Genomic DNA, 19929 nt, shown 5'->3' on the forward strand with positions numbered 1-19929 from the left:
AATTCTTATTTTTGTGGCTCAATTTTAGGATATGAGTGAAGAAGTAAGTAAACGATATGCACAAAGAGGTGTTTCGGCCTCAAAAGAAGATGTGCACAACGCCATAAAAAACATAGATAAAGGCTTGTTCCCTAAAGCTTTTTGTAAAATAGTTCCTGATTATTTAACCAACGATTCAGAATATTGCCTAATCATGCACGCAGATGGTGCCGGAACAAAATCATCATTAGCTTATATGTATTGGAAAGAAACAGGCGATTTGTCTGTTTGGAAAGGTATTGCACAAGATGCGTTGATTATGAATATTGATGATCTGCTTTGTGTTGGTGCTACAGATAATATTATGCTTTCTTCAACCATTGGCCGTAATAAGAACAATATTCCTGGCGAAGTGCTTTCGGCTATCATTAATGGAACCGAAGCGCTTATTGCCGATTTAAAATCCTTTGGCGTTACTATTCATTCTACAGGTGGTGAAACAGCTGATGTTGGTGATTTGGTACGAACCATTATTGTGGATTCTACCGTTACAGCTAGAATGAAACGTGCCGATGTAATTGATAATGCAAACATAAAACCTGGAGATGTTATTGTAGGTCTTGAATCTTTTGGTCAAGCTACTTATGAGAAAAGTTACAATGGCGGTATGGGAAGTAATGGCTTAACATCTGCCAGACATGACGTGTTTCATAACTATTTAGCAGAAAAGTATCCAGAAAGTTTTGATGCAGCCGTTCCTAATGACCTGGTTTATTCGGGAGCTATGAAATTAACAGATAGTGTTCCAGATTCGCCAATTGATGCCGGTAAACTAGTGTTGTCTCCAACACGAACCTACGCGCCAATTATTAAAGAAATTCTTGATGAATTTTCTAGTGATACCATTCATGGAATGGTGCATTGCAGTGGAGGCGCACAAACAAAAATCTTACATTTTGTGGATAACCTTCATATTGTAAAAGATAATTTATTTCCAGTGCCACCGCTGTTTAAGCTAATCCAAGAACAATCTAAAACAGATTGGAAGGAAATGTACCAGGTGTTTAATTGTGGGCATCGTATGGAGTTATATGTAGATCCAAAAGTAGCAGATACGATTATTAAAATATCGAAATCCTATAATGTTGATGCTAAAATAGTTGGTCGAGTAGAAGCGGCTTCAGCGAAAAAACTAACAATAAAAAGTGAATTTGGTGAGTTTGTATACCATTAAGTTTATAATCTCCCAAAAAAAAGTAGTTCAATGCATAAGAGTGTTTTTGTAATTTTTATTCTTCTCGTTCAATTTGTAAGTGCGCAACCAGATTCTTTATATTTTAAACCCGCTACTAACCCTAATATTCCCGTTTGGACAAATACCAATACGGCTGGGTTAGATATTAATGAAGTGGCATTTGTTAATTGGAATTCTGGAGGTAGTAACTCTATTTCGGCACTAATAGGACTTAAAAGTATGTTGCGTTACCAGTACCGAAATTTTATTTGGGACAGTAATTTACTTGCACGATACGGACTAAATAAGCAAGAGGAGCAAGAGTTTAGAAAAACTGACGATTTATTAGAAATTAGTTCCAGTTTAGGCTTTCGGAAAAATAAGTTAACTAATTGGTATTATTCGGCACGATTTAGTTTTAAAACGCAGTTTGCCAACGGGTATAGTTATCCAAATACCTCCAATGAGATTTCAAAATTTATGGCCCCTGGGTATTTATTCCTTGGTGGTGGTGCAGAGTACGGAAAGAATATTGATAAATTTTCTCTGTATTTTTCACCCTTAACCCTGAAAACGACATTTGTTTTGGATTCAGCATTGTCAGACGCAGGATCATTTGGTGTTCGGCCTGCCGAATATGACTCAAACGGAAACCTGATTCGGTCCGGAGAACGTGTGAGAAAGGAATTAGGTGTTTTGTTAACGAGTGCTTATGAAACAACGCTATTTGAAAACATATCCATTCATAACCTCATGAGTTTCTACACCGATTATATCAACGATTTTGGAAATGTGGATATTGATTGGGAAATTGTTTTAGATTTTAAGGTGAATAATTTTGTTCGCGCAACTTTAGGTTCACATTTAAAATATGATAACGATGTTAAAATTCAGGAGGAAATTGTAAATGTGGAAACTGATGAAACGGAGTTTGTTCCGTTAGGTGCACGTATTCAATGGAAGCAATTGCTAGGTGTTGGTGTTGTTTATGAGTTTTAGAAAAAAAATAATTATTTGTTAACTTTTTTATGTTGATAAGTAATTAGTTTTCTGACAGTCAGTTTGTTATATATTTTTCTTGGAAACTTCATGATTTTTATCATGGATTAAGTTTAAAATTTTTCCGTTATTTACAGTTCGTAAAAAGCAATAAAATTTTAAATAAATATAATCCATGCCAACACAAACCAAAACCCTTACAAAACCAAAAACATATACGCAAGACGAAGCCTTTGAGGCATCCGTTAAATACTTCAATGGAGATGATCTTGCTGCACGTGTTTGGATTAATAAATATGCTTTAAAAGATTCTCAAGGCAATATTTATGAATTAACACCTAACGATATGCATAAACGTATCGCTAAAGAAATTGCTCGAGTAGAAGTTCGTTATCCAAATCCTATGTCTGAGCAAGAGATTTTCGATTTAATTAAAGACTTTAAATACATCGTGCCTCAAGGAAGTCCAATGGCTGGAATTGGAAATCCATACCAAACGGGTTCCTTGTCTAATTGTTTTGTAATTGGTAATGATGGCGATTCAGATTCTTATGGAGGAATCATGAAAATAGATCAGGAACAAGTACAATTAATGAAACGTCGTGGTGGTGTTGGTCACGATTTATCGCATATTCGTCCAAAGGGATCTCCAGTTAAAAATTCAGCTTTAACATCTACAGGCATTGTGCCGTTTATGGAGCGTTATTCTAACTCCACACGTGAGGTTGCACAGGATGGTCGTCGTGGTGCTTTAATGTTATCAGTTTCCATAAATCATCCAGATTCAGAAGATTTTATCGATGCTAAATTGGAGCAAGGAAAAGTAACGGGTGCCAATGTATCTGTTCGTATTGATGATGCATTTATGAATGCCGTTAAAAATAATGGTGAGTATACGCAGACCTATCCTATATTTAGTAAAAACCCAAAAGTTTCTAAAACTATTGATGCCAACGGAATTTGGAAAAAAATTGTGCATAATGCATGGAAATCAGCTGAACCAGGAATTTTGTTTTGGGATACCATTATAAATGAGTCCGTTCCAGATTGTTATGCCGATTTAGGGTATAAAACTGTGTCTACAAATCCATGTGGCGAAATCCCATTATGTCCTTACGATTCATGTCGTTTGCTAGCTATCAACTTATTATCTTATGTTGATAATCCATTTTCAAAACAAGCATCTTTTAACTTCGAATTGTTTAAAAAACACGTGATTGTGGCACAGCGAATCATGGATGACGTTATCGATTTAGAGTTAGAAAAAATTGATGCAATATTGGCAAAAATTGACGCCGATCCAGAACAAACTGAAATTAAAGCAACAGAGCGTAATTTATGGGTTAACATTCAGAAAAAAGCAGAAGAAGGAAGAAGAACAGGTATTGGTATCACAGCCGAAGGCGATATGTTAGCAGCTTTAGGTATTCAATATGGTAGTGAAGCTGGAAATGCATTTTCAGTGGAAGTTCATAAAACATTAGCTATTGAAACCTATCGTGCATCCGTAATGGCAGCGAAAGAACGTGGCGCTTTTGCTATTTTCGATTCAGAACGCGAAAAGAATAATCCGTTTATACTTAGATTAAAAGAAGCAGATGAAAAACTGTATTTTGATATGTTGGAGTATGGGCGTCGTAATATAGCCCTATTGACTATTGCACCTACAGGGACAACGAGTTTAATGACACAAACATCATCAGGTATAGAGCCTGTTTTCATGCCTGTTTACAAGCGTAGACGAAAGGTAAACCCAAATGATAAACATGTACGCATTGATTTCGTTGATGAGGTTGGCGATTCTTGGGAAGAATATGTGGTGTTTCACCACCGTTTTAAGCAATGGATGGACGTAAATGGGATTGATTCTTCGCAAAACTTCACACAAGAAGAGTTAGATGATCTTATTAAGAAATCACCATATTATAAGGCAACGTCTAATGATGTGGATTGGTTAAGTAAAGTAACCATGCAAGGTGCGGTACAAAAATGGGTAGATCATTCTATTTCTGTTACTATCAACTTACCTAACGATGTAAGTGAAGAATTAGTAGGCGATTTGTATTTAAAAGCTTGGGAAGTAGGTTGTAAAGGTGTAACCGTTTATCGTGACGGATCGCGTTCCGGAGTACTTATTTCAAACGATGAGAAAAAGGAAGAAAGTCAAGCAGAAACCTTAACAAATTTCCCTGTTAAACGCCCAGAAGTGTTAGATGCTGATGTGGTGCGTTTTCAGAATAAAAAAGAAAAATGGATTGCATTTATTGGTTTAATAGATGGGAAACCCTACGAAATTTTCACAGGTTTAGCAGATGATGAAGATGGTATTTTAATTCCACGTTGGGCTGAAAAAGGCGTAATCATGAAAAGCCGAAACGAAGACGGAACCTCACGGTACGATTTTCAGTATGAAAACAAACGCGGATATAAAACAACCATTGAAGGCTTATCGCATAAATTTAATCCAGAATACTGGAACTATGCGAAACTAATTTCAAGTACGTTGCGTCATGGAATGCCAATTGATAATATTGTAGAGTTAATTAATAGTTTACAATTAGATAGTGAATCTATCAACACGTGGAAAAATGGTGTTGGTCGTGCGTTGAAACGTTATGTTGCTGATGGAACGAAAGCCAAAGGTCATAGATGTACTAATTGCGAATCGGAAAATTTAATTTACCAAGAAGGTTGCCTGACCTGTAAGGATTGTGGCTCTTCAAAATGTGGTTAAAACAAAAAAATGTGTTAATTGTAAAAAAAAACGCTATTTCTAATGAGATAGCGTTTTTTAATTATAATCAGTATCTGCTGCTATTCTAAACCTTAAAGATGTAATTCTGAAACAAATTCAGAATAACGGTAATTGGTGTTTTGGAAGGTTCTTTATTGTTTTTTTTACGCATTCAAGAATCGCAATTGGTTGGCGTGAATTTCATAGTGCTTCTAACTTAAAATTAGTGGCAACAACGCCATTTATCTCAACATATCCTGACTAATATATCTATAATCTTCTAACAATTTTAAATCCGTTATTAATTTAGAATAGCCAGCTTTTATCAAATATAAATTATCGCTAGTTTCAATAATATCACGATATAAATGATCGGTTATAATGATAATTTTTCGCTGTTTTTCTTCAGCAATAAGCTCTTTTATTTTTTCAATATACAAAGGTGCTACATGAGAAAATGGTTCGTCTAGAAGCACAATGTCTGTTGGGCTTTTTAATAGCATGTATGTTTCCACAACACGACGTTCGCCACCTGAAAGCTGATGAAATTTATAGTTTTTATAGATGGAAAAGGATTCAAAATGCGCAATGAATTCGTTCCAATTCACTTGAAATAATTTGAAAGCTGTTTGTAGTTTTAAGTTGTTAGGCGCAACTGGAAGTTGTGGTAGAAAATGAACGCGTTCGGTTCTGTACAAAGGTTTTAATATGGGTTTACTATCCAATCGGATTAGTTTATACTTTGGTTTTAAGGTGCCAAAAATAATATTCAGAATACAACTTTTTCCGCAGCCATTACTACCCAATATCCCTGTAACTTCACCCGTTTGGGCTTTTAGATAAATGCCATTAAGAATGCGCTTTTCTTTAAAATACAGCTCAACATTATCTAATTCTAAAATCATATAAAAACGCCAATCAACTTATAAAATAGGCTGGTTATAAAGATATCAATAATATAAATAATACCGAAGAGTTTGAAGGATGATATCCCCAGGTTCTTATAAAAAATGAGTTTGCGTTTGGCGGTTGTTTCGGAAAGGAAATACCATAAAAATCCGGTTAAAAATAGTTTTGCTAGGCAAATAACAGCATATTCAGAACCAAGAGAAATTAATAAAATAGTTGCCGCAAATGACCAAATTAGGTAAGGTTTGTAAAATAATAATATGGCTCCGAAACGTTGTATCATGACATGAAAACGGAAAAATAGATTAATTATTTTTAAAGTCATTCATAAAAAATAAATCAATTCATAAATTATCGTATTTTTGGGGTACAATTCAAGGAAGAAGATGTTAGACAAATTACAGATTATAAAGCAGCGTTTTGATGAGGTGAGTGATTTAATCATTCAACCGGATATTATTACAGATCAGAAACGCTATGTGGCTTTAAATAAAGAGTACAAGGATTTAAGGTTGTTAATGGATAAGCGTGAGGTCTATTTGGAGCTTACCAACAACCTAAAAGAAGCCGAAGAAATTCTAGATGATGGTAGCGATCCAGAAATGGTAGAAATGGCTAAAATGCAATATGAAGAAGCTAAAGAAGGGATTCCGAAATTAGAGGATGAAATTAAATTTATGTTGATTCCGAAGGATCCCCAAGATTCTAAAAATGCAGTGGTAGAACTACGTGCTGGAACTGGAGGTGATGAAGCGAGTATTTTTGCAGGTGATTTATTTCGTATGTATTCCAAATACTGCGAGAGTAAAGGTTGGAAGGTAGACACGGTAGATTATAGTGAAGGTACTAATGGTGGATTTAAAGAAATTCAGTTTGAAGTTACGGGTGATGATGTATACGGAACGCTTAAATTTGAAGCAGGTGTTCACCGTGTACAGCGTGTTCCGCAAACAGAAACCCAAGGTCGTGTGCATACCAGTGCAGCAACGGTTATGGTATTTCCGGAAGCTGAAGAATTTGATGTAGAAATTAATCCGAAAGATGTTCGAGTCGATTTTTTCTGTTCGTCAGGTCCTGGTGGTCAGTCGGTAAATACAACCTATTCAGCCGTACGTTTAACGCATATTCCTACCGGATTGGTAGCCCAATGTCAAGATCAGAAATCCCAACATAAAAACAAGGAAAAAGCTTTTAAAGTATTGCGCTCCCGTTTATATGATATGGAATTAGCCAAGAAAATGGAAGAAGATTCTGCTTTACGAGGAACGATGGTAACATCTGGTGATAGAAGTGCAAAAATTAGAACGTACAATTATTCACAAGGTCGTGTAACCGATCATAGAATTGGATTAACGCTTTACGATTTATCGAATATTGTAAATGGTGATATTCAAAGAATTATAGACGAATTAATGCTGGCGGACAACACCGAGAAGTTGAAGGCTAGTGATGAACATATTTAATTTTAAAGCCTCTATTTTTGAGGCTTTTTTTATAACATGACAACACAACAACTAACGGAACAAATCCAAAAAAAACAATCCTTTTTATGTATTGGATTGGATGTGGATTTAAATAAAATACCACACCATTTACTGGAGGAAGAAGATCCTATTTTTTCGTTCAATAAAGCTATTATTGATGCCACACATCATGTATGCGTAGCCTACAAGCCCAACACAGCATTTTATGAAGCTTATGGTCTAAAAGGTTGGCAAGCACTTGAAAAAACAATACATTATTTGAACGAGAAGCATCCGGATATTTTTACGATTGCTGATGCCAAACGTGGCGATATAGGAAATACAAGTAGCATGTACGCCAAAGCTTTTTTCGAAGATTTAGGGTTTGATAGTGTAACTGTAGCACCTTATATGGGAAAGGATTCTGTAGAACCGTTTTTGGCCTTCAAAAACAAACACACCATTTTATTAGCCTTAACCTCTAATCAAGGTGCTTTCGATTTTCAAACGAAACAGATTGATGATAAAGAGTTGTACAAACAGGTTTTAGAAACCTCTAAAACATGGGAGAATTCTGAAAACCTCATGTATGTTGTTGGAGCGACTAAAGCAAAATATTTTTCGGAAATTCGGAAAATTATTCCAAACAGCTTTTTGCTCGTTCCTGGTGTTGGCGCGCAAGGTGGAAACTTACAGGATGTCTGTAAATATGGTATGGCTGATAACGTGGGATTACTAATCAATTCATCTAGAGGAATAATCTATGCATCCAATCAAGCCGATTTTGCGGAAGCAGCAGCCCAAAAAGCTCAAAATATGCAAATGGAAATGGCAAGTATTTTAAACCATGCAGATTAAAGATCAACTACAAAGAAATATCCATTTAAACAATACACCAAAACGTATAGTGTGTCTTGTGCCGAGTATTACCGAACTAATTTGCGATTTAGGTTTGGAGTCATCACTGGTTGGTATTACCAAATTTTGCGTGCATCCGCAGCATATCACAACAAAGGTGGCAGTTGTTGGTGGAACCAAGCAAGTGCATTATGATAAAATTAGAGATTTAAATCCGGATATTATTCTGTGTAATAAAGAAGAAAATACGCCGGAAATGATTCGTGAGTTGGAAGCTATTGCAACAGTCCACATTAGCGATATTAATACGGTTGAAGATTGTTTGGAGCTAATTGAAATGTATGGTACTATTTTTCAATGTTTACCTCAAGCCAAAAACCTAATTTCAAAAATTACAACCGTTAAAACAGATTTTGAAAACTTTATAAAATCACAGCCTGTTAAGGAAGTAGCTTATTTTATTTGGAAAGATCCTTGGATGGTTGCCGCAAATGACACTTTTGTAAATTATATGCTCAAGCTAAATAATTTCAAAAATAGCTTTCAAAAAGAGACGCGTTATCCTGAAATTGCTATGGAAAAAATATATCCAACTATAGAGCTGGTATTATTATCCAGTGAGCCGTATCCATTTAAAAATGAACATAAAAGCCTCATTCAAACACAGTTTCCAAACGCCAAAATCCTTTTGGTGGATGGCGAAATGTTTTCATGGTATGGTAGCCGATTGGTATTAGCTTTTGAATATTTTAAAACGTGGCATCGCACTGTTTTGACTTCAGAATAATCTGCTTTATTTTTCGGGCTTCAAAATATAACATATCGCTTAAACTAGCGTCTGTCATACTCACATTGTAAGCTTCTTCAATAAAGTTTTTATATGTATTCTCAAGTTCCTTTAAACCTAATATTTGTTTTAAATCGACTTTTACTTTTCCTATTTTACAGAATTGTGCACTCATAATTACTTGTTTTAAAAAGATATACGAGTAGAGCCTTGACAACAGATGTTGGTAAAAGTTAAAGTTAATCTAAAATTAAGACGAAATAGTTCGTTGTGAAGTCTCTCTATTTAAATACTTTAAACGATTTAATTTATTTAAAAGCTTAATGGCTTTAAATTCTGAAATATCGCTTTGTGCAGAATCAGTTTGCCTTAAATTATAGGCTTGTTCAACGAGTATTTTATAGCGTGATTGCAGTTTGATTTGGGACTGCTTGAGTTTTGAGAGATTTTCCATTTTTTGCCATATTGAATATTAAATATATTTAAAATATTGATAGAGAGCAAATTAAAATTAATAATTGTTAATAAAAAAAATCGATTTGTTTCCAAATCGACTTTAAGTCAATCAAATTCCAATATTCGAAGAAAAGGAATAATGAATTTTGTTCTGTATGATATCTAGTAATTAATCTTGTAAAGCAAACACTTTTCGTAAAATATCGGTTGTTCTAGAACTTAATTTAGTTCGGATATCTTTCTCCTCAACCGCAATCATTTTATAAACACCTTTTAGTGCTTCTTCCGTTACATAATCTGTTAAATCTGGATTTACATTGGATGTAAATGGAATACTATTATAACGATTAATTAAGTTTGACCAAATTTGATCTGCACCAACTTTTTTAAAGGAGTTATTAATTATAGGTTGAAATTCTGCATATAATTCGGTTTGAGTTCTACTAGCTAAATAGCGTGTTGCTGCATCGTCGTTTCCTAATAAAATAGATTTAGCATCATTAAACGTAATGCCTTTTACAGCATTAATAAAAATAGGCGTTGCCGTTCCAACAGCATCTTCAGCTGCACGATTTAATACTTTTAAACCTTCGTCTGCTAAACTTCCTAAACCAATATCGCGTAAGGCTTTATCTACTTTTTGTAATTCTTCTGGAAGGAGGATTTTTACGAGTTCATTCCTGTAAAAACCATCTTGTTTCATAAGTGTACTCACTTGCTTGTCTATTCCCTGATCCAATGCTTGACGTAAACCATTGGCAATATCAGTATTGGAAATACCAGGTGTGTTTTCAGGTAAATTATCAACTACTTGTTGTAGTTCAGCACAAGCTGTTAGATTTAAAATAAGGACGAGGGCAATTAAACGTTTTATCATGATTTGTTTTATTCTATTTGGACAAAGATAAATATTCAGAACTTATATCATTTCAAAAGTTTTATTAATTTGTTTTCATTTTAGTGCCACATGCGTATTAAAAACCTGAATTTCAATACTATTTTTAATATTCTTACTGAAAAATGCATGCGCAAAGGGCATCTCATGGCTCATCTTTAAATTAATACAGTAATATTCCTTAAATTTGCCATGCTTAAAAAACAATTTGAATGAAAAATATTGCACCATATAATCCTAAATATAAAGTACGAATCGTAACGGCCGCAGCGCTTTTTGATGGTCATGACGCAGCCATAAATATTATGCGCCGTATCATCCAATCTACAGGTGTTGAGGTGATTCATCTTGGACATGATAGAAGTGTTGAAGAGGTTGTAAATACTGCAATTCAAGAAGATGCGAATGCTATTTGTTTAACTAGCTATCAAGGTGGTCATAATGAGTATTTTAAATATATGTATGATTTGCTGACTGAAAAAGGCGCCAATCATATTAAAATCTTCGGTGGAGGAGGAGGTGTAATTTTACCTTCAGAAATTAAGGAATTAATGGATTATGGAATTACTCGTATTTACTCGCCAGATGATGGTCGTGAAATGGGTTTACAAGGCATGATTAATGATTTGGTTCAGCAATCTGATTTTGCCATAGGCGATTCTTTAGATACTAAAATTGATGAATTGCCAAGTAAAAATCCGAAGGCTATTGCTCGCGTTATTTCTTCAGCTGAAAATTTTCCGGATGTTGCTAAAAGTACCTTGGATAAAATTCATGAAAAGAATAAAAATTCTAAAACGCCAGTTCTTGGAATTACGGGAACGGGAGGTGCTGGTAAATCATCGTTAGTTGATGAGTTAGTAAGACGTTTTTTAATCGATTTTCCGGAAAAAACGGTAGGTCTAGTTTCTGTGGATCCATCTAAACGTAAAACAGGTGGCGCACTTTTGGGTGATAGAATTCGTATGAATGCTATTAATAACGCTCGCGTTTATATGCGTAGTTTGGCAACACGTCAGTCTAATTTAGCGTTGTCTAAATATGTGCATGAAGCCGTTCAGGTTTTAAAAGCGGCAGAATATGATTTAATTATTTTAGAGACATCGGGAATTGGACAATCCGATACCGAAATTATCGAGCATTCAGATGTGTCTTTATATGTTATGACTCCGGAATTTGGAGCAGCCACTCAATTGGAAAAAATAGACATGCTTGATTTTGCTGATTTAGTAGCTATCAATAAATTCGATAAACGTGGTTCTTTGGATGCGCTTCGTGATGTAAAAAAACAATATATGCGTAACAATCATTTGTGGGACACTCCACAAGATGAGTTGCCAGTTTACGGAACCATTGCATCACAATTTAACGATCCAGGTATGAATACGCTTTATAAAGCTGTCATGGATAAATTGGTTGAAAAAGCGGATTCTGAATTACAATCAACCTTCCATATTTCGGATGAAATGAGCGAGAAGATTTTTGTTATTCCGCCATCAAGAACACGTTACTTATCAGAAATTGCCGAAAGTAATCGCGCTTATGATAAAACAGCCAAAGAACAAGTTGATGTTGCACAAAAATTATATGGGATTTATAAAACGATATGTTCGGTTGCTAACATTTCTACCGAAAGTGAGAAATCGCTTTTAAACAAGTTTGGTGTTAATCAAGAAGAGATTCTTCACGCTGCACAGAAGGATAAAGCCAACTTTGTTAAAATGCTTATAGCAGAATTTGATCGTGTTAAGTTAAATTTAGACCCTTACAATTGGGAAGTCATTACCGGTTGGGATGACAAAGTAAACAAATATAAAAATCCAATTTATTCCTTTAAAGTTCGCGATAAAGAAATAAAAATTGAAACACATACCGAGTCCTTATCACACACGCAAATTCCAAAAGTAGCCTTACCAAAATATCAAGCATGGGGCGATATTTTAAGATGGTGTTTACAAGAAAATGTACCTGGTGAATTTCCATATACATCTGGATTATATCCTTTCAAACGAACAGGTGAAGATCCAGCACGTATGTTTGCAGGTGAAGGAGGGCCAGAACGTACCAACAGACGTTTTCATTACGTAAGTGCGGGTTTACCGGCTAAACGTTTATCAACTGCTTTTGATAGTGTAACGCTTTACGGAAACGATCCAGATTTACGTCCAGATATTTATGGGAAAATTGGAAATGCTGGTGTGTCTATTTGCTGTTTAGACGATGCCAAGAAACTCTATTCTGGTTTCGATTTAGCCAACGTGATGACTTCGGTTAGTATGACAATTAATGGTCCAGCACCCATGTTATTAGGGTTCTTTATGAATGCAGCTATCGATCAGCAATGTGAAATGTATATTAAAGAAAACGGCCTTGAAAAAGAAGTAGAAGCTAAAATAGCCAAACTTTATAAAGGTAAGGAGCGTCCGCAATATTATGGCGATTTACCAGATGGTAACAACGGTTTAGGCCTTATGTTGTTAGGTGTAACAGGCAATCAAGTATTACCTGCTGATGTGTATGCAGACATTAAAAAGATCACCATTGCGCAAGTTCGTGGAACGGTTCAAGCAGATATTTTAAAGGAAGATCAAGCACAAAACACCTGTATTTTCTCTACCGAATTCGCTTTGCGATTAATGGGAGATGTTCAGGAATACTTTATTGAGAATAATGTGCGTAATTTTTATTCGGTTTCTATTTCTGGCTACCATATTGCAGAAGCAGGAGCCAACCCAATTACACAATTGGCCCTGACTTTATCTAATGGTTTCACTTATGTGGAATATTATTTAAGTCGTGGGATGGACATCAATAAATTTGGTCCAAACTTATCTTTCTTTTTCTCAAATGGAATTGATCCAGAATATGCGGTTATAGGTCGTGTGGCCCGAAAAATATGGTCCAAAGCCATGAAAAACAAGTATGGTGCTAATGCTAGAGCGCAAATGCTGAAATATCATATCCAAACATCCGGACGTAGTTTACACGCGCAGGAAATTGATTTTAATGATATTAGAACCACGCTTCAAGCTTTATATGCTATTTATGATAACTGTAATTCCTTACATACCAATGCGTATGATGAAGCCATTACCACACCAACAGAAGAATCGGTGCGTCGTGCTATGGCTATACAGTTAATTATTAATAAAGAATTAGGATTGGCCAAGAATGAAAATCCAATTCAAGGTTCGTTTATTATAGAAGAATTAACCGATTTAGTTGAAGAAGCTGTCTTGTTAGAATTTGATAGAATTACGGAGCGTGGTGGTGTTTTAGGCGCTATGGAAACCATGTACCAACGTAGTAAAATACAAGAAGAAAGCTTGTATTACGAAACCTTAAAGCATAACGGCGATTTCCCAATTATAGGTGTGAATACCTTTTTAAGTTCTAAAGGGTCTCCAACAGTTCAACCAGCGGAAGTTATTCGCGCTACAGAAGCCGAAAAGCAAAATCAGATTACAACCTTAAAGAATTTACATGAGTCCAAAGACACGACGGACTTATTAAAAGATCTTCAAAATAGAGCCATTCATAATGAGAATATTTTTGAAGCTTTAATGGATGTTTGTAAAGTGTGTAGTTTAGGTGAAATTACATCTGCTTTATTTGAAGTAGGCGGTCAGTATAGACGAAATATGTAAGCTAATTACCTATGTAATTATAAAAAAAGAGGATAACATAGGTTGTCCTCTTTTTTGTTGGTAAAACTAACATAGTACGTTTATTTCTTGGACGGTTTCCTACTTGATGAGCTGCAATGCGTCACGCTTACTTTCGTCAGAGCGTTTTTTTTGCTCCCAATACGGTTCGTTGATACTTTTTTTCAATTGCGCTTCCGTTATTAACCCATCACCATTATTTTCGGTCCACGCGAGAATTTTATACGGAAATTGTTTTTCAACATTAATCGTAACTGTTCTGTTATAATTCAGGTACTGAACGGTGTAGTTTGTTGTGGAATCTGTTTCGGTTTTGCTAATTTCGGCTTTGGTAGCTTCTAAATCTTTATGGTTAAAACGACTGTATAATGTGGAGAAAATCATGTTGGTTTTTCCCAAAGGAAGTTGCCCTTTATGGATGCGAATTCGCGTCATCAATTCGTCTTCTAAAAGTGCAATAGGCATATCCTTTTCCGTATCTCCTTCTGCTTCAAAGTATGAGAATTCCTGAAAATGATAATTGCTTTCCTTTAAGTTGAGCTGCGTAAATGTATGTCCACACCATTCTTGGATACTTGTGTTTAGCTTTAAAGTATGTGGGTGTTTTTGTGAGTTTATAGGTGTAAATGTTGAGCTTACAACAGAATAATCGTAGATCCCAGTATTAAATTTTCTAATGTTATTAAGTTTCATAACTGATACATTATCTGCACCAGCAGCATCGGGATTGTCAAGTTTCACCTGTTTGCTTAATGAAAATGGTTCAGTAACAAAGATAAGAACCACTTCGCCATCACGAATTTCACCATAACGAGATTGCTTTAAAGAATAACTGTTCAGCTCGGCTTTACCTGTATACCAATACGCTTTAAACTCGTCGTCCACGGCTGCTGGATTCCATTGTATTTCTGCCGTTGTTGCCTTATCGGCAGCCTTCTTATCCTGTTTACAGGCAAGCAACGAAAAGATGGCTAATATGCAGTATGTTTTTAAAAGGTGTGTCATTTCTTGAAAGGTTTTATTTTATTGTTATGCCCAGTGCTTATTAGATTCTTGTGGTTTTATTCAGGACGGATGAAATTTCTGTCTAACGGTCTCGTGTATGAGTAGTAGCGTGGTTTAGCATTTAACTTTGCAAGTACAGAATAAACTGAAAATCTGCAAGGATTTTCAGAAGTAGGCGAGAACAAGCAATTACTTATAGCCATTGTTAGGCATAGTTTTTTTATTTTCGATTTCTTTACTTAACAAGATGGCGTTTTCAAGACTACTTTTCCCAACTAAAACTCCGGAAGTCGTTTTTCCAATTTCGTCAAGTATTTTTTGTTTAAAAATGTTTATTCCTCTTTCAATTCCACCGTGGTCAGTTTTGTAGACAAATTCCAATTCTGCATTTGATAGAATATCTGTCATTGACTTTTTCAAAAACTCGTCTTTCATCCAATGTTCCAAATTATTGCCTTTTTGATAAGCGGTATCATATAAATGAATGATTCTACCTACAAATTGATTAAAATAAAAACGTAATAGCCATAATTCTTCTCCAATATATGGCCTTAATTTTTCAAGCTCTTGTTTGTAAGTGGATGTTGTTACCAACATTTTATCTGGATTTAATTCTTTAAATGCTTGTTCAACCGTTTGTAAGAATTTTTTAGGTAAGTCAGAATCATTTTTATTAATTCTTTCTACTTCATTTGTTAAAGTTATTGGGTCAAAATAATTTAAAGGTTGGATAAATTCCGCTATTCTTAATACATCTTCCCAAAAAAGTTCAAGTGCTTCTAATCTTTTTTCGTGAGTTGCTTTAATTCCCTCCGACTGATTAGCTAATGAATTTGCTAAAATCGATTGAGAAATTGATAATTCGCTTTTTAGATTTTCAATTTTAGCATCATATTTACTTTTGATTGAATTCTCAATTCCAGTTGCAATTCGTTTTTTCAATAGCCATCCAAGAAAAGAGACAATTCCAGAACTTAATAATACTGATATGATAAATTTTAAATCTTCGCTCATTTTTCAAATTATGCCTAACAAGCATATACAACCACCTGTTCTAAATTAACTACTAAAATAACATTCTAAAACCAGTAAACAAGCAGAATAATGGGTTAAATTCAATGGGCATTTATAAAGAGACGCGGAGTTGTGTTTAAAATAAAAAATCATTTTTTGCATCTTTTTGGAAATATTTACGTCTATTATATGAATTTAAAAATTAGATAGTATGAAAAATATAGATTGTACCTGTAACTGTTCAAGTTGTAAAGGTGGTAATTGTGCTGGATGCACCTGTGAAAACTGTACCTGTAACAACTGCAACTGTTAAGATGTGCTAAAAACATTGTAAAGCAGAACGTATTTAGTAAATTTATACTAAAGGTTCTGCTTTTTTAATATTGAGAAAATGACCACACACGATATATGGAATACCTATGCTGATGATATTAAATACTTTATTTTAAGTAAAGTAAAAGAGCCTGCCATTGCTGACGATTTGCTGCAAGAAACCTTTATAAAAGTGCATACCAAAAAGGATATGCTAAAAAATGATGAGAAGTTGAAATCTTGGTTATTTAGCATTGCACGCTTTACGGTTATGGATTATTTTAGAGCACAAAAAACCATAGCCAAATTACCGGAAAATGAATTAGTGGACACAGATTTTACGCCCGAGCATACGGAACATGACTGCTTAAGAAGCATAATAAAAAGTTTACCAAAAAAATATAGAGATCCCTTATTTTTATCTGATATTAAAGGGATGAAACAAGCGGATATAGCACAACAATTACAGTTAGCATTACCTACGGTAAAGTCGCAAATACAACGCGGCAGAAAGCTTATTACCCAAGGTTTTATGGATTGTTGTGACTTTACACGCAATGAATCGGGTTTTCTAGTAGGTGAAATAAAAGACAAAAAGGACTGTAAAATATGCCATTAAAAAACGTATAATGGCTTAAGAGTTTTTTTAAAAATTTTAATGCCAAATTTTAGTCGTAAGTTTACAACATCATATTTTTTCAACTAACGGCTAATTATTTTTATGTCCTTTAAAAAATTCCATCCCATACTTAAAGAAGCTTTACAGGCTCAAAATATGGAAGCACCATTACCATTTCAGAATGCCATTTTACCAAAACTAAAAGGTGGTATGGATGTTTATGGAATAGCGCCAACAGGAGCAGGAAAAACCACGGCTTTTATACTGGCTACTGTTCATAAATTAAAAGCGGAAGCCTTTGAAGATTCCCCACGTGCTTTAATTATGGTGAAAGATAAAGAAGCAGCTTTGCACTTAAAAGACCAGTTTGAGCAGTTTACAAATGAAACCGATTTGCGTATTTATTGCGCCTATGATGAGTATGATTTGGAAAAGCAAAAGGAAGAAATTTATTTTGGAGTCGATATCATGATTGTTACACCAAAACGCTTAAATAAGTTATACTTTTTAAACGGAATTCATTTAGGACAAGTGCAATTGTTTATCATGGAGGATGCCGAATTCTTAATGCGAAATAACTATCAGAATGATGTTTTGCGTGTAGCCGAAAGTTTAAAGAAATGCCAATATGTTATTATGGCTGAAAAGCTATCGCCTAAATTAAAAAGTCTTCAAGAAAATATGATGAGTAACGCGCACATTGTTACTGGTTAAATATCTTATAATGTTAAGGTCCAGGTATGTTGCAACTGCTTGAATTTTTTCAGTTCTGAACGTAATAAAGGAAGGTAATCCTTGCCATCACTATTACAGTTTTCTAAACGTTTAATGTTTTTATTTAGCAAATACGTTAAGCGTTTTACTGAAGCAATATGCTTGTATTTATTTTCAGAGTACCGCGCCTCTTCGGCTTTTGCTATTTCTGGTGCTAATGAAACGGATTGCTGAACAATATCTCCTGAAAAATATATAAATGCATTTTCCGAACCATCTTCATGTAACGCTGATAAGTCTTGGTTTAAGTAGGTTGAAATGCTTCGCGAAAGCGTAATAATATCCATAGCCTTTTGATATAGAGGCGAATGGAATAAGCTTGAAGAGATGTGGGTAATCATATTATATTAGCAATTTTATCAAAAATAGCGACAAGTTTTCACATCTTACTTTCGATATTAAAGTAAAAACGTATATTTGATTTAATAATCGACTTATTACTGTTAAATAACCTTAATATGAGTATTGATAGCTTAAATTGGAAAATATTAAAGTGTTTACAACAAAATGCAAGGACTTCCAATGCCGAAATTGGTAGGCAAATTGGTATTAGTTCGCCAGCCGTTTCTGAACGTATAAAAAAAATGGAAGATGCTGGGATTATTCAACATTATCATACAACTGTTTCCCCTTTTGAAGCTGGTTATCAGTTAAAAGCATTAATTACTATTCGTGCTTTTATGGGTATGTTAAAGCCGTTTTTAGAGAAAGTAAAAACCTATGATGAGGTTATTAATTGCTACCGCATTACAGGTAATGAGAACATTGTCATGGAAGTGGTTCTAAAAAACCAGAAACATTTGGAGGCTTTTATAGACCAATTAATTGTTTACGGTGAAACAAAAACACAGATTGTTTTATCGCATGTGGTTAAACATAATGCAGTGAAACCTTTGAAATAGTTAATTAAATTTTTAACACCTGTAATAAGAATTTACCCATTACGAAACCGCTTCATGTTTCTTTAAATAGCGCATTAATAACCATAATAAAGCAATACATAAAATGGATAACAGTGTCATGATGTACCAAGTGTTTTCAAAGCCTACGGAATCGGCGAGCTGCATTCCTGCGTTATGCCCAAAAATATGCGCTATGGAAAAAGCAATGCTGTAAAGTGCCATATATTCACCTTGGTTTCCCTTTTTAGCACGTTCCATAGCGAATGCATTTGAGAATGGAAATGTTATCATTTCGCCAACCGTCATAAATAACATACCAATTAGTAAAATGCCAATCCAAGGCGTAACATTGAGTACTACAAAACTAATTCCAACCAAAATAGCTCCAAAAACCATTAATGTTGTTTTGCTATACCCTGTATTTTCTAGCCACTTAATGAGTGGCATTTCTAAAATAAAAATGAAGGCACCATTTAAACCTAGGAGAATACCTATTTCTAATTCGGTTAAATAATGCACATCTTTATAGTAAAGCGGCATGGTTGAGAAATATTGTAAAAATACAATACCAAACATGGTCATGGCAGCTAGAAAAATCCAAAAGGCTTTATCCTTATAAGCGGATTGTGGGTTTTCATTAATGATACTATCTTGCGTTTTGGCTTTTTTAGGATGCAGAACATTTACTAATAAAATAGTGGCTAAAATACAGGTAATACCATCCACCCAAAAAAGTCCCGCATAACTCATAGTAGTTATAATGATACCGCCAACAGCTGGACCTGCAGAAAATCCCAGATTTATAGCTAAACGAATAAGCGTTACAGAACGTGTTTTATTTTCAGGTTTACTGTACGCGCTTAATGCTACAAACATTGCAGGACGGAACATATCTGCCACCAACATAACCAAAAATATGCCCAAGCAAACACCAGCAAAGGTGTGTAAAAATTGCAAGCCTATAAACAGGATTCCTGTGGCTAGTAAACTTCTTACCATTACTTTATAATAGCCAATTTTATCAGTTAGTTTGCCACCAAGCCATGAACCACAAACGGATCCTAATCCAAAAGCAGTCATAACCCATCCCACTTGTGCAAAGGATAAGTTTAAATCTGTAGTGAGGTATAACGACAAAAATGGAATAACCATGGTGCCCGCACGATTAATTAATGTAATTAATGCCAACCACCATATTTCTGAAGACAAACCTCGAAAGGTATCTATATAGCTGTTGTAAAGTTTTTTCATGTTAGTTATTGGTGGTTATATAAACTAAAAAATCCGACGCAATGGTCGGACTTTCATATAATGGTTATGTTCA

At 34.7% G+C, this 19929-nt stretch carries 18 protein-coding genes; 10 read left to right on the forward strand and 8 right to left on the reverse strand.

Features of this window, described 5'->3' with window-relative positions:
* The first annotated feature begins 31 nt into the window (after nucleotides 1-31).
* From GMA17_RS01550 to GMA17_RS01560, 3 genes are all read left to right on the forward strand, one after another.
* Nucleotides 32-1213 (forward strand): AIR synthase related protein, encoded by a 1182-nt coding sequence (locus GMA17_RS01550; RefSeq protein ID WP_248398370.1) that lies wholly within the window; start codon nucleotides 32-34, stop codon nucleotides 1211-1213.
* 30 nt (nucleotides 1214-1243) lie between these two features.
* Nucleotides 1244-2212 carry a DUF3078 domain-containing protein gene (locus tag GMA17_RS01555; protein ID WP_248398372.1) on the forward strand — a complete coding sequence of 323 codons (969 nt, stop codon included), beginning with the start codon at nucleotides 1244-1246 and terminating at the stop codon, nucleotides 2210-2212.
* 175 nt (nucleotides 2213-2387) lie between these two features.
* Nucleotides 2388-4946: an adenosylcobalamin-dependent ribonucleoside-diphosphate reductase gene (locus GMA17_RS01560; RefSeq protein WP_248398375.1), complete on the forward strand. Its 2559-nt coding sequence runs from the start codon at nucleotides 2388-2390 to the stop codon at nucleotides 4944-4946.
* A 242-nt stretch (nucleotides 4947-5188) separates the two neighbouring features.
* Here GMA17_RS01560 and GMA17_RS01565 read toward each other — a convergent pair whose 3' ends face one another.
* Complete coding sequence (locus GMA17_RS01565; RefSeq protein ID WP_248398378.1) at nucleotides 5189-5851, reverse strand: ATP-binding cassette domain-containing protein; 663 nt, start codon at nucleotides 5849-5851, stop codon at nucleotides 5189-5191.
* A 390-nt stretch (nucleotides 5852-6241) separates the two neighbouring features.
* On the opposite strand from GMA17_RS01565, the gene prfA reads away from it, so the two are divergent.
* From prfA to GMA17_RS01580, 3 genes are read left to right on the forward strand one after another with little or no spacing between them, the layout of a single operon-like run.
* Nucleotides 6242-7318: a peptide chain release factor 1 gene (prfA, locus tag GMA17_RS01570; protein WP_248398381.1), complete on the forward strand. Its 1077-nt coding sequence runs from the start codon at nucleotides 6242-6244 to the stop codon at nucleotides 7316-7318.
* Between the two features lie 36 nt (nucleotides 7319-7354).
* The gene (gene pyrF / locus GMA17_RS01575) at nucleotides 7355-8176 is read left to right on the forward strand and encodes an orotidine-5'-phosphate decarboxylase (RefSeq protein ID WP_248398384.1); all 822 of its coding nucleotides are present in this window, start codon (nucleotides 7355-7357) and stop codon (nucleotides 8174-8176) included.
* Nucleotides 8166-8963: an ABC transporter substrate-binding protein gene (locus GMA17_RS01580; protein WP_248398386.1), complete on the forward strand. Its 798-nt coding sequence runs from the start codon at nucleotides 8166-8168 to the stop codon at nucleotides 8961-8963. The genes pyrF and GMA17_RS01580 overlap by 11 nt, the downstream gene beginning before the upstream one ends.
* On the opposite strand, the gene GMA17_RS01585 is transcribed toward GMA17_RS01580, so the two are convergent.
* From GMA17_RS01585 to GMA17_RS01595, 3 genes are all read right to left on the reverse strand, one after another.
* Complete coding sequence (locus tag GMA17_RS01585; protein WP_248398388.1) at nucleotides 8926-9138, reverse strand: Lacal_2735 family protein; 213 nt, start codon at nucleotides 9136-9138, stop codon at nucleotides 8926-8928. The two genes, GMA17_RS01580 and GMA17_RS01585, sit on opposite strands and share 38 nt — an antisense overlap.
* 75 nt (nucleotides 9139-9213) lie before the next feature.
* On the reverse strand, nucleotides 9214-9417 hold the full coding sequence (locus GMA17_RS01590) for a Lacal_2735 family protein (RefSeq protein WP_066253249.1): 204 nt from the start codon (nucleotides 9415-9417) through the stop codon (nucleotides 9214-9216).
* A 171-nt stretch (nucleotides 9418-9588) separates the two neighbouring features.
* On the reverse strand, nucleotides 9589-10296 hold the full coding sequence (locus GMA17_RS01595; protein ID WP_248398390.1) for a DUF4197 domain-containing protein: 708 nt from the start codon (nucleotides 10294-10296) through the stop codon (nucleotides 9589-9591).
* A 230-nt stretch (nucleotides 10297-10526) separates the two neighbouring features.
* Here GMA17_RS01595 and GMA17_RS01600 point away from each other — a divergent pair, with 230 nt between their 5' ends.
* Nucleotides 10527-13961: a methylmalonyl-CoA mutase family protein gene (locus GMA17_RS01600; RefSeq protein ID WP_248398392.1), complete on the forward strand. Its 3435-nt coding sequence runs from the start codon at nucleotides 10527-10529 to the stop codon at nucleotides 13959-13961.
* A 99-nt stretch (nucleotides 13962-14060) separates the two neighbouring features.
* Here the strand turns inward: GMA17_RS01600 and GMA17_RS01605 are convergent, their stop codons facing one another.
* Both GMA17_RS01605 and GMA17_RS01610 read right to left on the reverse strand, forming a co-directional pair.
* Nucleotides 14061-14984 carry a septum formation inhibitor Maf gene (locus tag GMA17_RS01605; RefSeq protein ID WP_248398395.1) on the reverse strand — a complete coding sequence of 308 codons (924 nt, stop codon included), beginning with the start codon at nucleotides 14982-14984 and terminating at the stop codon, nucleotides 14061-14063.
* Nucleotides 14985-15173: 189 nt separating this feature from the next.
* Nucleotides 15174-15998 carry a hypothetical protein gene (locus GMA17_RS01610; RefSeq protein ID WP_248398397.1) on the reverse strand — a complete coding sequence of 275 codons (825 nt, stop codon included), beginning with the start codon at nucleotides 15996-15998 and terminating at the stop codon, nucleotides 15174-15176.
* A gap of 391 nt (nucleotides 15999-16389) precedes the next feature.
* Between GMA17_RS01610 and GMA17_RS01615 the strand changes: the two genes are divergently transcribed.
* Together GMA17_RS01615 and GMA17_RS01620 are read left to right on the forward strand one after the other, a co-directional pair.
* Complete coding sequence (locus GMA17_RS01615; RefSeq protein WP_248398399.1) at nucleotides 16390-16929, forward strand: sigma-70 family RNA polymerase sigma factor; 540 nt, start codon at nucleotides 16390-16392, stop codon at nucleotides 16927-16929.
* A gap of 102 nt (nucleotides 16930-17031) precedes the next feature.
* The gene (locus GMA17_RS01620) at nucleotides 17032-17643 is read left to right on the forward strand and encodes a DEAD/DEAH box helicase (RefSeq protein WP_248398401.1); all 612 of its coding nucleotides are present in this window, start codon (nucleotides 17032-17034) and stop codon (nucleotides 17641-17643) included.
* 5 nt (nucleotides 17644-17648) lie between these two features.
* Here the strand turns inward: GMA17_RS01620 and GMA17_RS01625 are convergent, their stop codons facing one another.
* Nucleotides 17649-18044, reverse strand: coding sequence for a hypothetical protein (locus GMA17_RS01625; protein WP_248398403.1), 396 nt, complete (start codon nucleotides 18042-18044; stop codon nucleotides 17649-17651).
* A 117-nt stretch (nucleotides 18045-18161) separates the two neighbouring features.
* Between GMA17_RS01625 and GMA17_RS01630 the strand changes: the two genes are divergently transcribed.
* Entirely contained in the window at nucleotides 18162-18605 is a 444-nt protein-coding gene (locus tag GMA17_RS01630; RefSeq protein ID WP_248398405.1) for an Lrp/AsnC family transcriptional regulator, read from the forward strand.
* Nucleotides 18606-18644: 39 nt separating this feature from the next.
* Here GMA17_RS01630 and GMA17_RS01635 read toward each other — a convergent pair whose 3' ends face one another.
* On the reverse strand, nucleotides 18645-19856 hold the full coding sequence (locus tag GMA17_RS01635; protein WP_248398407.1) for an MFS transporter: 1212 nt from the start codon (nucleotides 19854-19856) through the stop codon (nucleotides 18645-18647).
* Between the last annotated feature and the right edge of the window lie 73 nt (nucleotides 19857-19929).

The organism is Bizionia sp. M204 (assembly GCF_023205095.1).
Taxonomy (GTDB): Bacteria; Bacteroidota; Bacteroidia; order Flavobacteriales; family Flavobacteriaceae; genus Algorimicrobium; species Algorimicrobium hallyeonense.

What these genes read in the sequence shown, in the direction of transcription:
- GMA17_RS01590 (WP_066253249.1), bottom strand. Translation starts at nt 9,417, where the DNA reads ATGGAAAATCTCTCAAAACTCAAGCAGTCCCAAATCAAACTGCAATCA.
- GMA17_RS01595 (WP_248398390.1), bottom strand. Translation starts at nt 10,296, where the DNA reads ATGATAAAACGTTTAATTGCCCTCGTCCTTATTTTAAATCTAACAGCT.
- GMA17_RS01630 (WP_248398405.1), top strand. Translation starts at nt 18,162, where the DNA reads ATGAGTATTGATAGCTTAAATTGGAAAATATTAAAGTGTTTACAACAA.
- prfA (WP_248398381.1), top strand. Translation starts at nt 6,242, where the DNA reads ATGTTAGACAAATTACAGATTATAAAGCAGCGTTTTGATGAGGTGAGT.
- GMA17_RS01580 (WP_248398386.1), top strand. Translation starts at nt 8,166, where the DNA reads ATGCAGATTAAAGATCAACTACAAAGAAATATCCATTTAAACAATACA.
- GMA17_RS01605 (WP_248398395.1), bottom strand. Translation starts at nt 14,984, where the DNA reads ATGACACACCTTTTAAAAACATACTGCATATTAGCCATCTTTTCGTTG.
- GMA17_RS01615 (WP_248398399.1), top strand. Translation starts at nt 16,390, where the DNA reads ATGACCACACACGATATATGGAATACCTATGCTGATGATATTAAATAC.
- pyrF (WP_248398384.1), top strand. Translation starts at nt 7,355, where the DNA reads ATGACAACACAACAACTAACGGAACAAATCCAAAAAAAACAATCCTTT.
- GMA17_RS01635 (WP_248398407.1), bottom strand. Translation starts at nt 19,856, where the DNA reads ATGAAAAAACTTTACAACAGCTATATAGATACCTTTCGAGGTTTGTCT.
- GMA17_RS01620 (WP_248398401.1), top strand. Translation starts at nt 17,032, where the DNA reads ATGTCCTTTAAAAAATTCCATCCCATACTTAAAGAAGCTTTACAGGCT.
- GMA17_RS01585 (WP_248398388.1), bottom strand. Translation starts at nt 9,138, where the DNA reads ATGAGTGCACAATTCTGTAAAATAGGAAAAGTAAAAGTCGATTTAAAA.
- GMA17_RS01565 (WP_248398378.1), bottom strand. Translation starts at nt 5,851, where the DNA reads ATGATTTTAGAATTAGATAATGTTGAGCTGTATTTTAAAGAAAAGCGC.
- GMA17_RS01560 (WP_248398375.1), top strand. Translation starts at nt 2,388, where the DNA reads ATGCCAACACAAACCAAAACCCTTACAAAACCAAAAACATATACGCAA.
- GMA17_RS01550 (WP_248398370.1), top strand. Translation starts at nt 32, where the DNA reads ATGAGTGAAGAAGTAAGTAAACGATATGCACAAAGAGGTGTTTCGGCC.
- GMA17_RS01600 (WP_248398392.1), top strand. Translation starts at nt 10,527, where the DNA reads ATGAAAAATATTGCACCATATAATCCTAAATATAAAGTACGAATCGTA.
- GMA17_RS01555 (WP_248398372.1), top strand. Translation starts at nt 1,244, where the DNA reads ATGCATAAGAGTGTTTTTGTAATTTTTATTCTTCTCGTTCAATTTGTA.
- GMA17_RS01610 (WP_248398397.1), bottom strand. Translation starts at nt 15,998, where the DNA reads ATGAGCGAAGATTTAAAATTTATCATATCAGTATTATTAAGTTCTGGA.
- GMA17_RS01625 (WP_248398403.1), bottom strand. Translation starts at nt 18,044, where the DNA reads ATGATTACCCACATCTCTTCAAGCTTATTCCATTCGCCTCTATATCAA.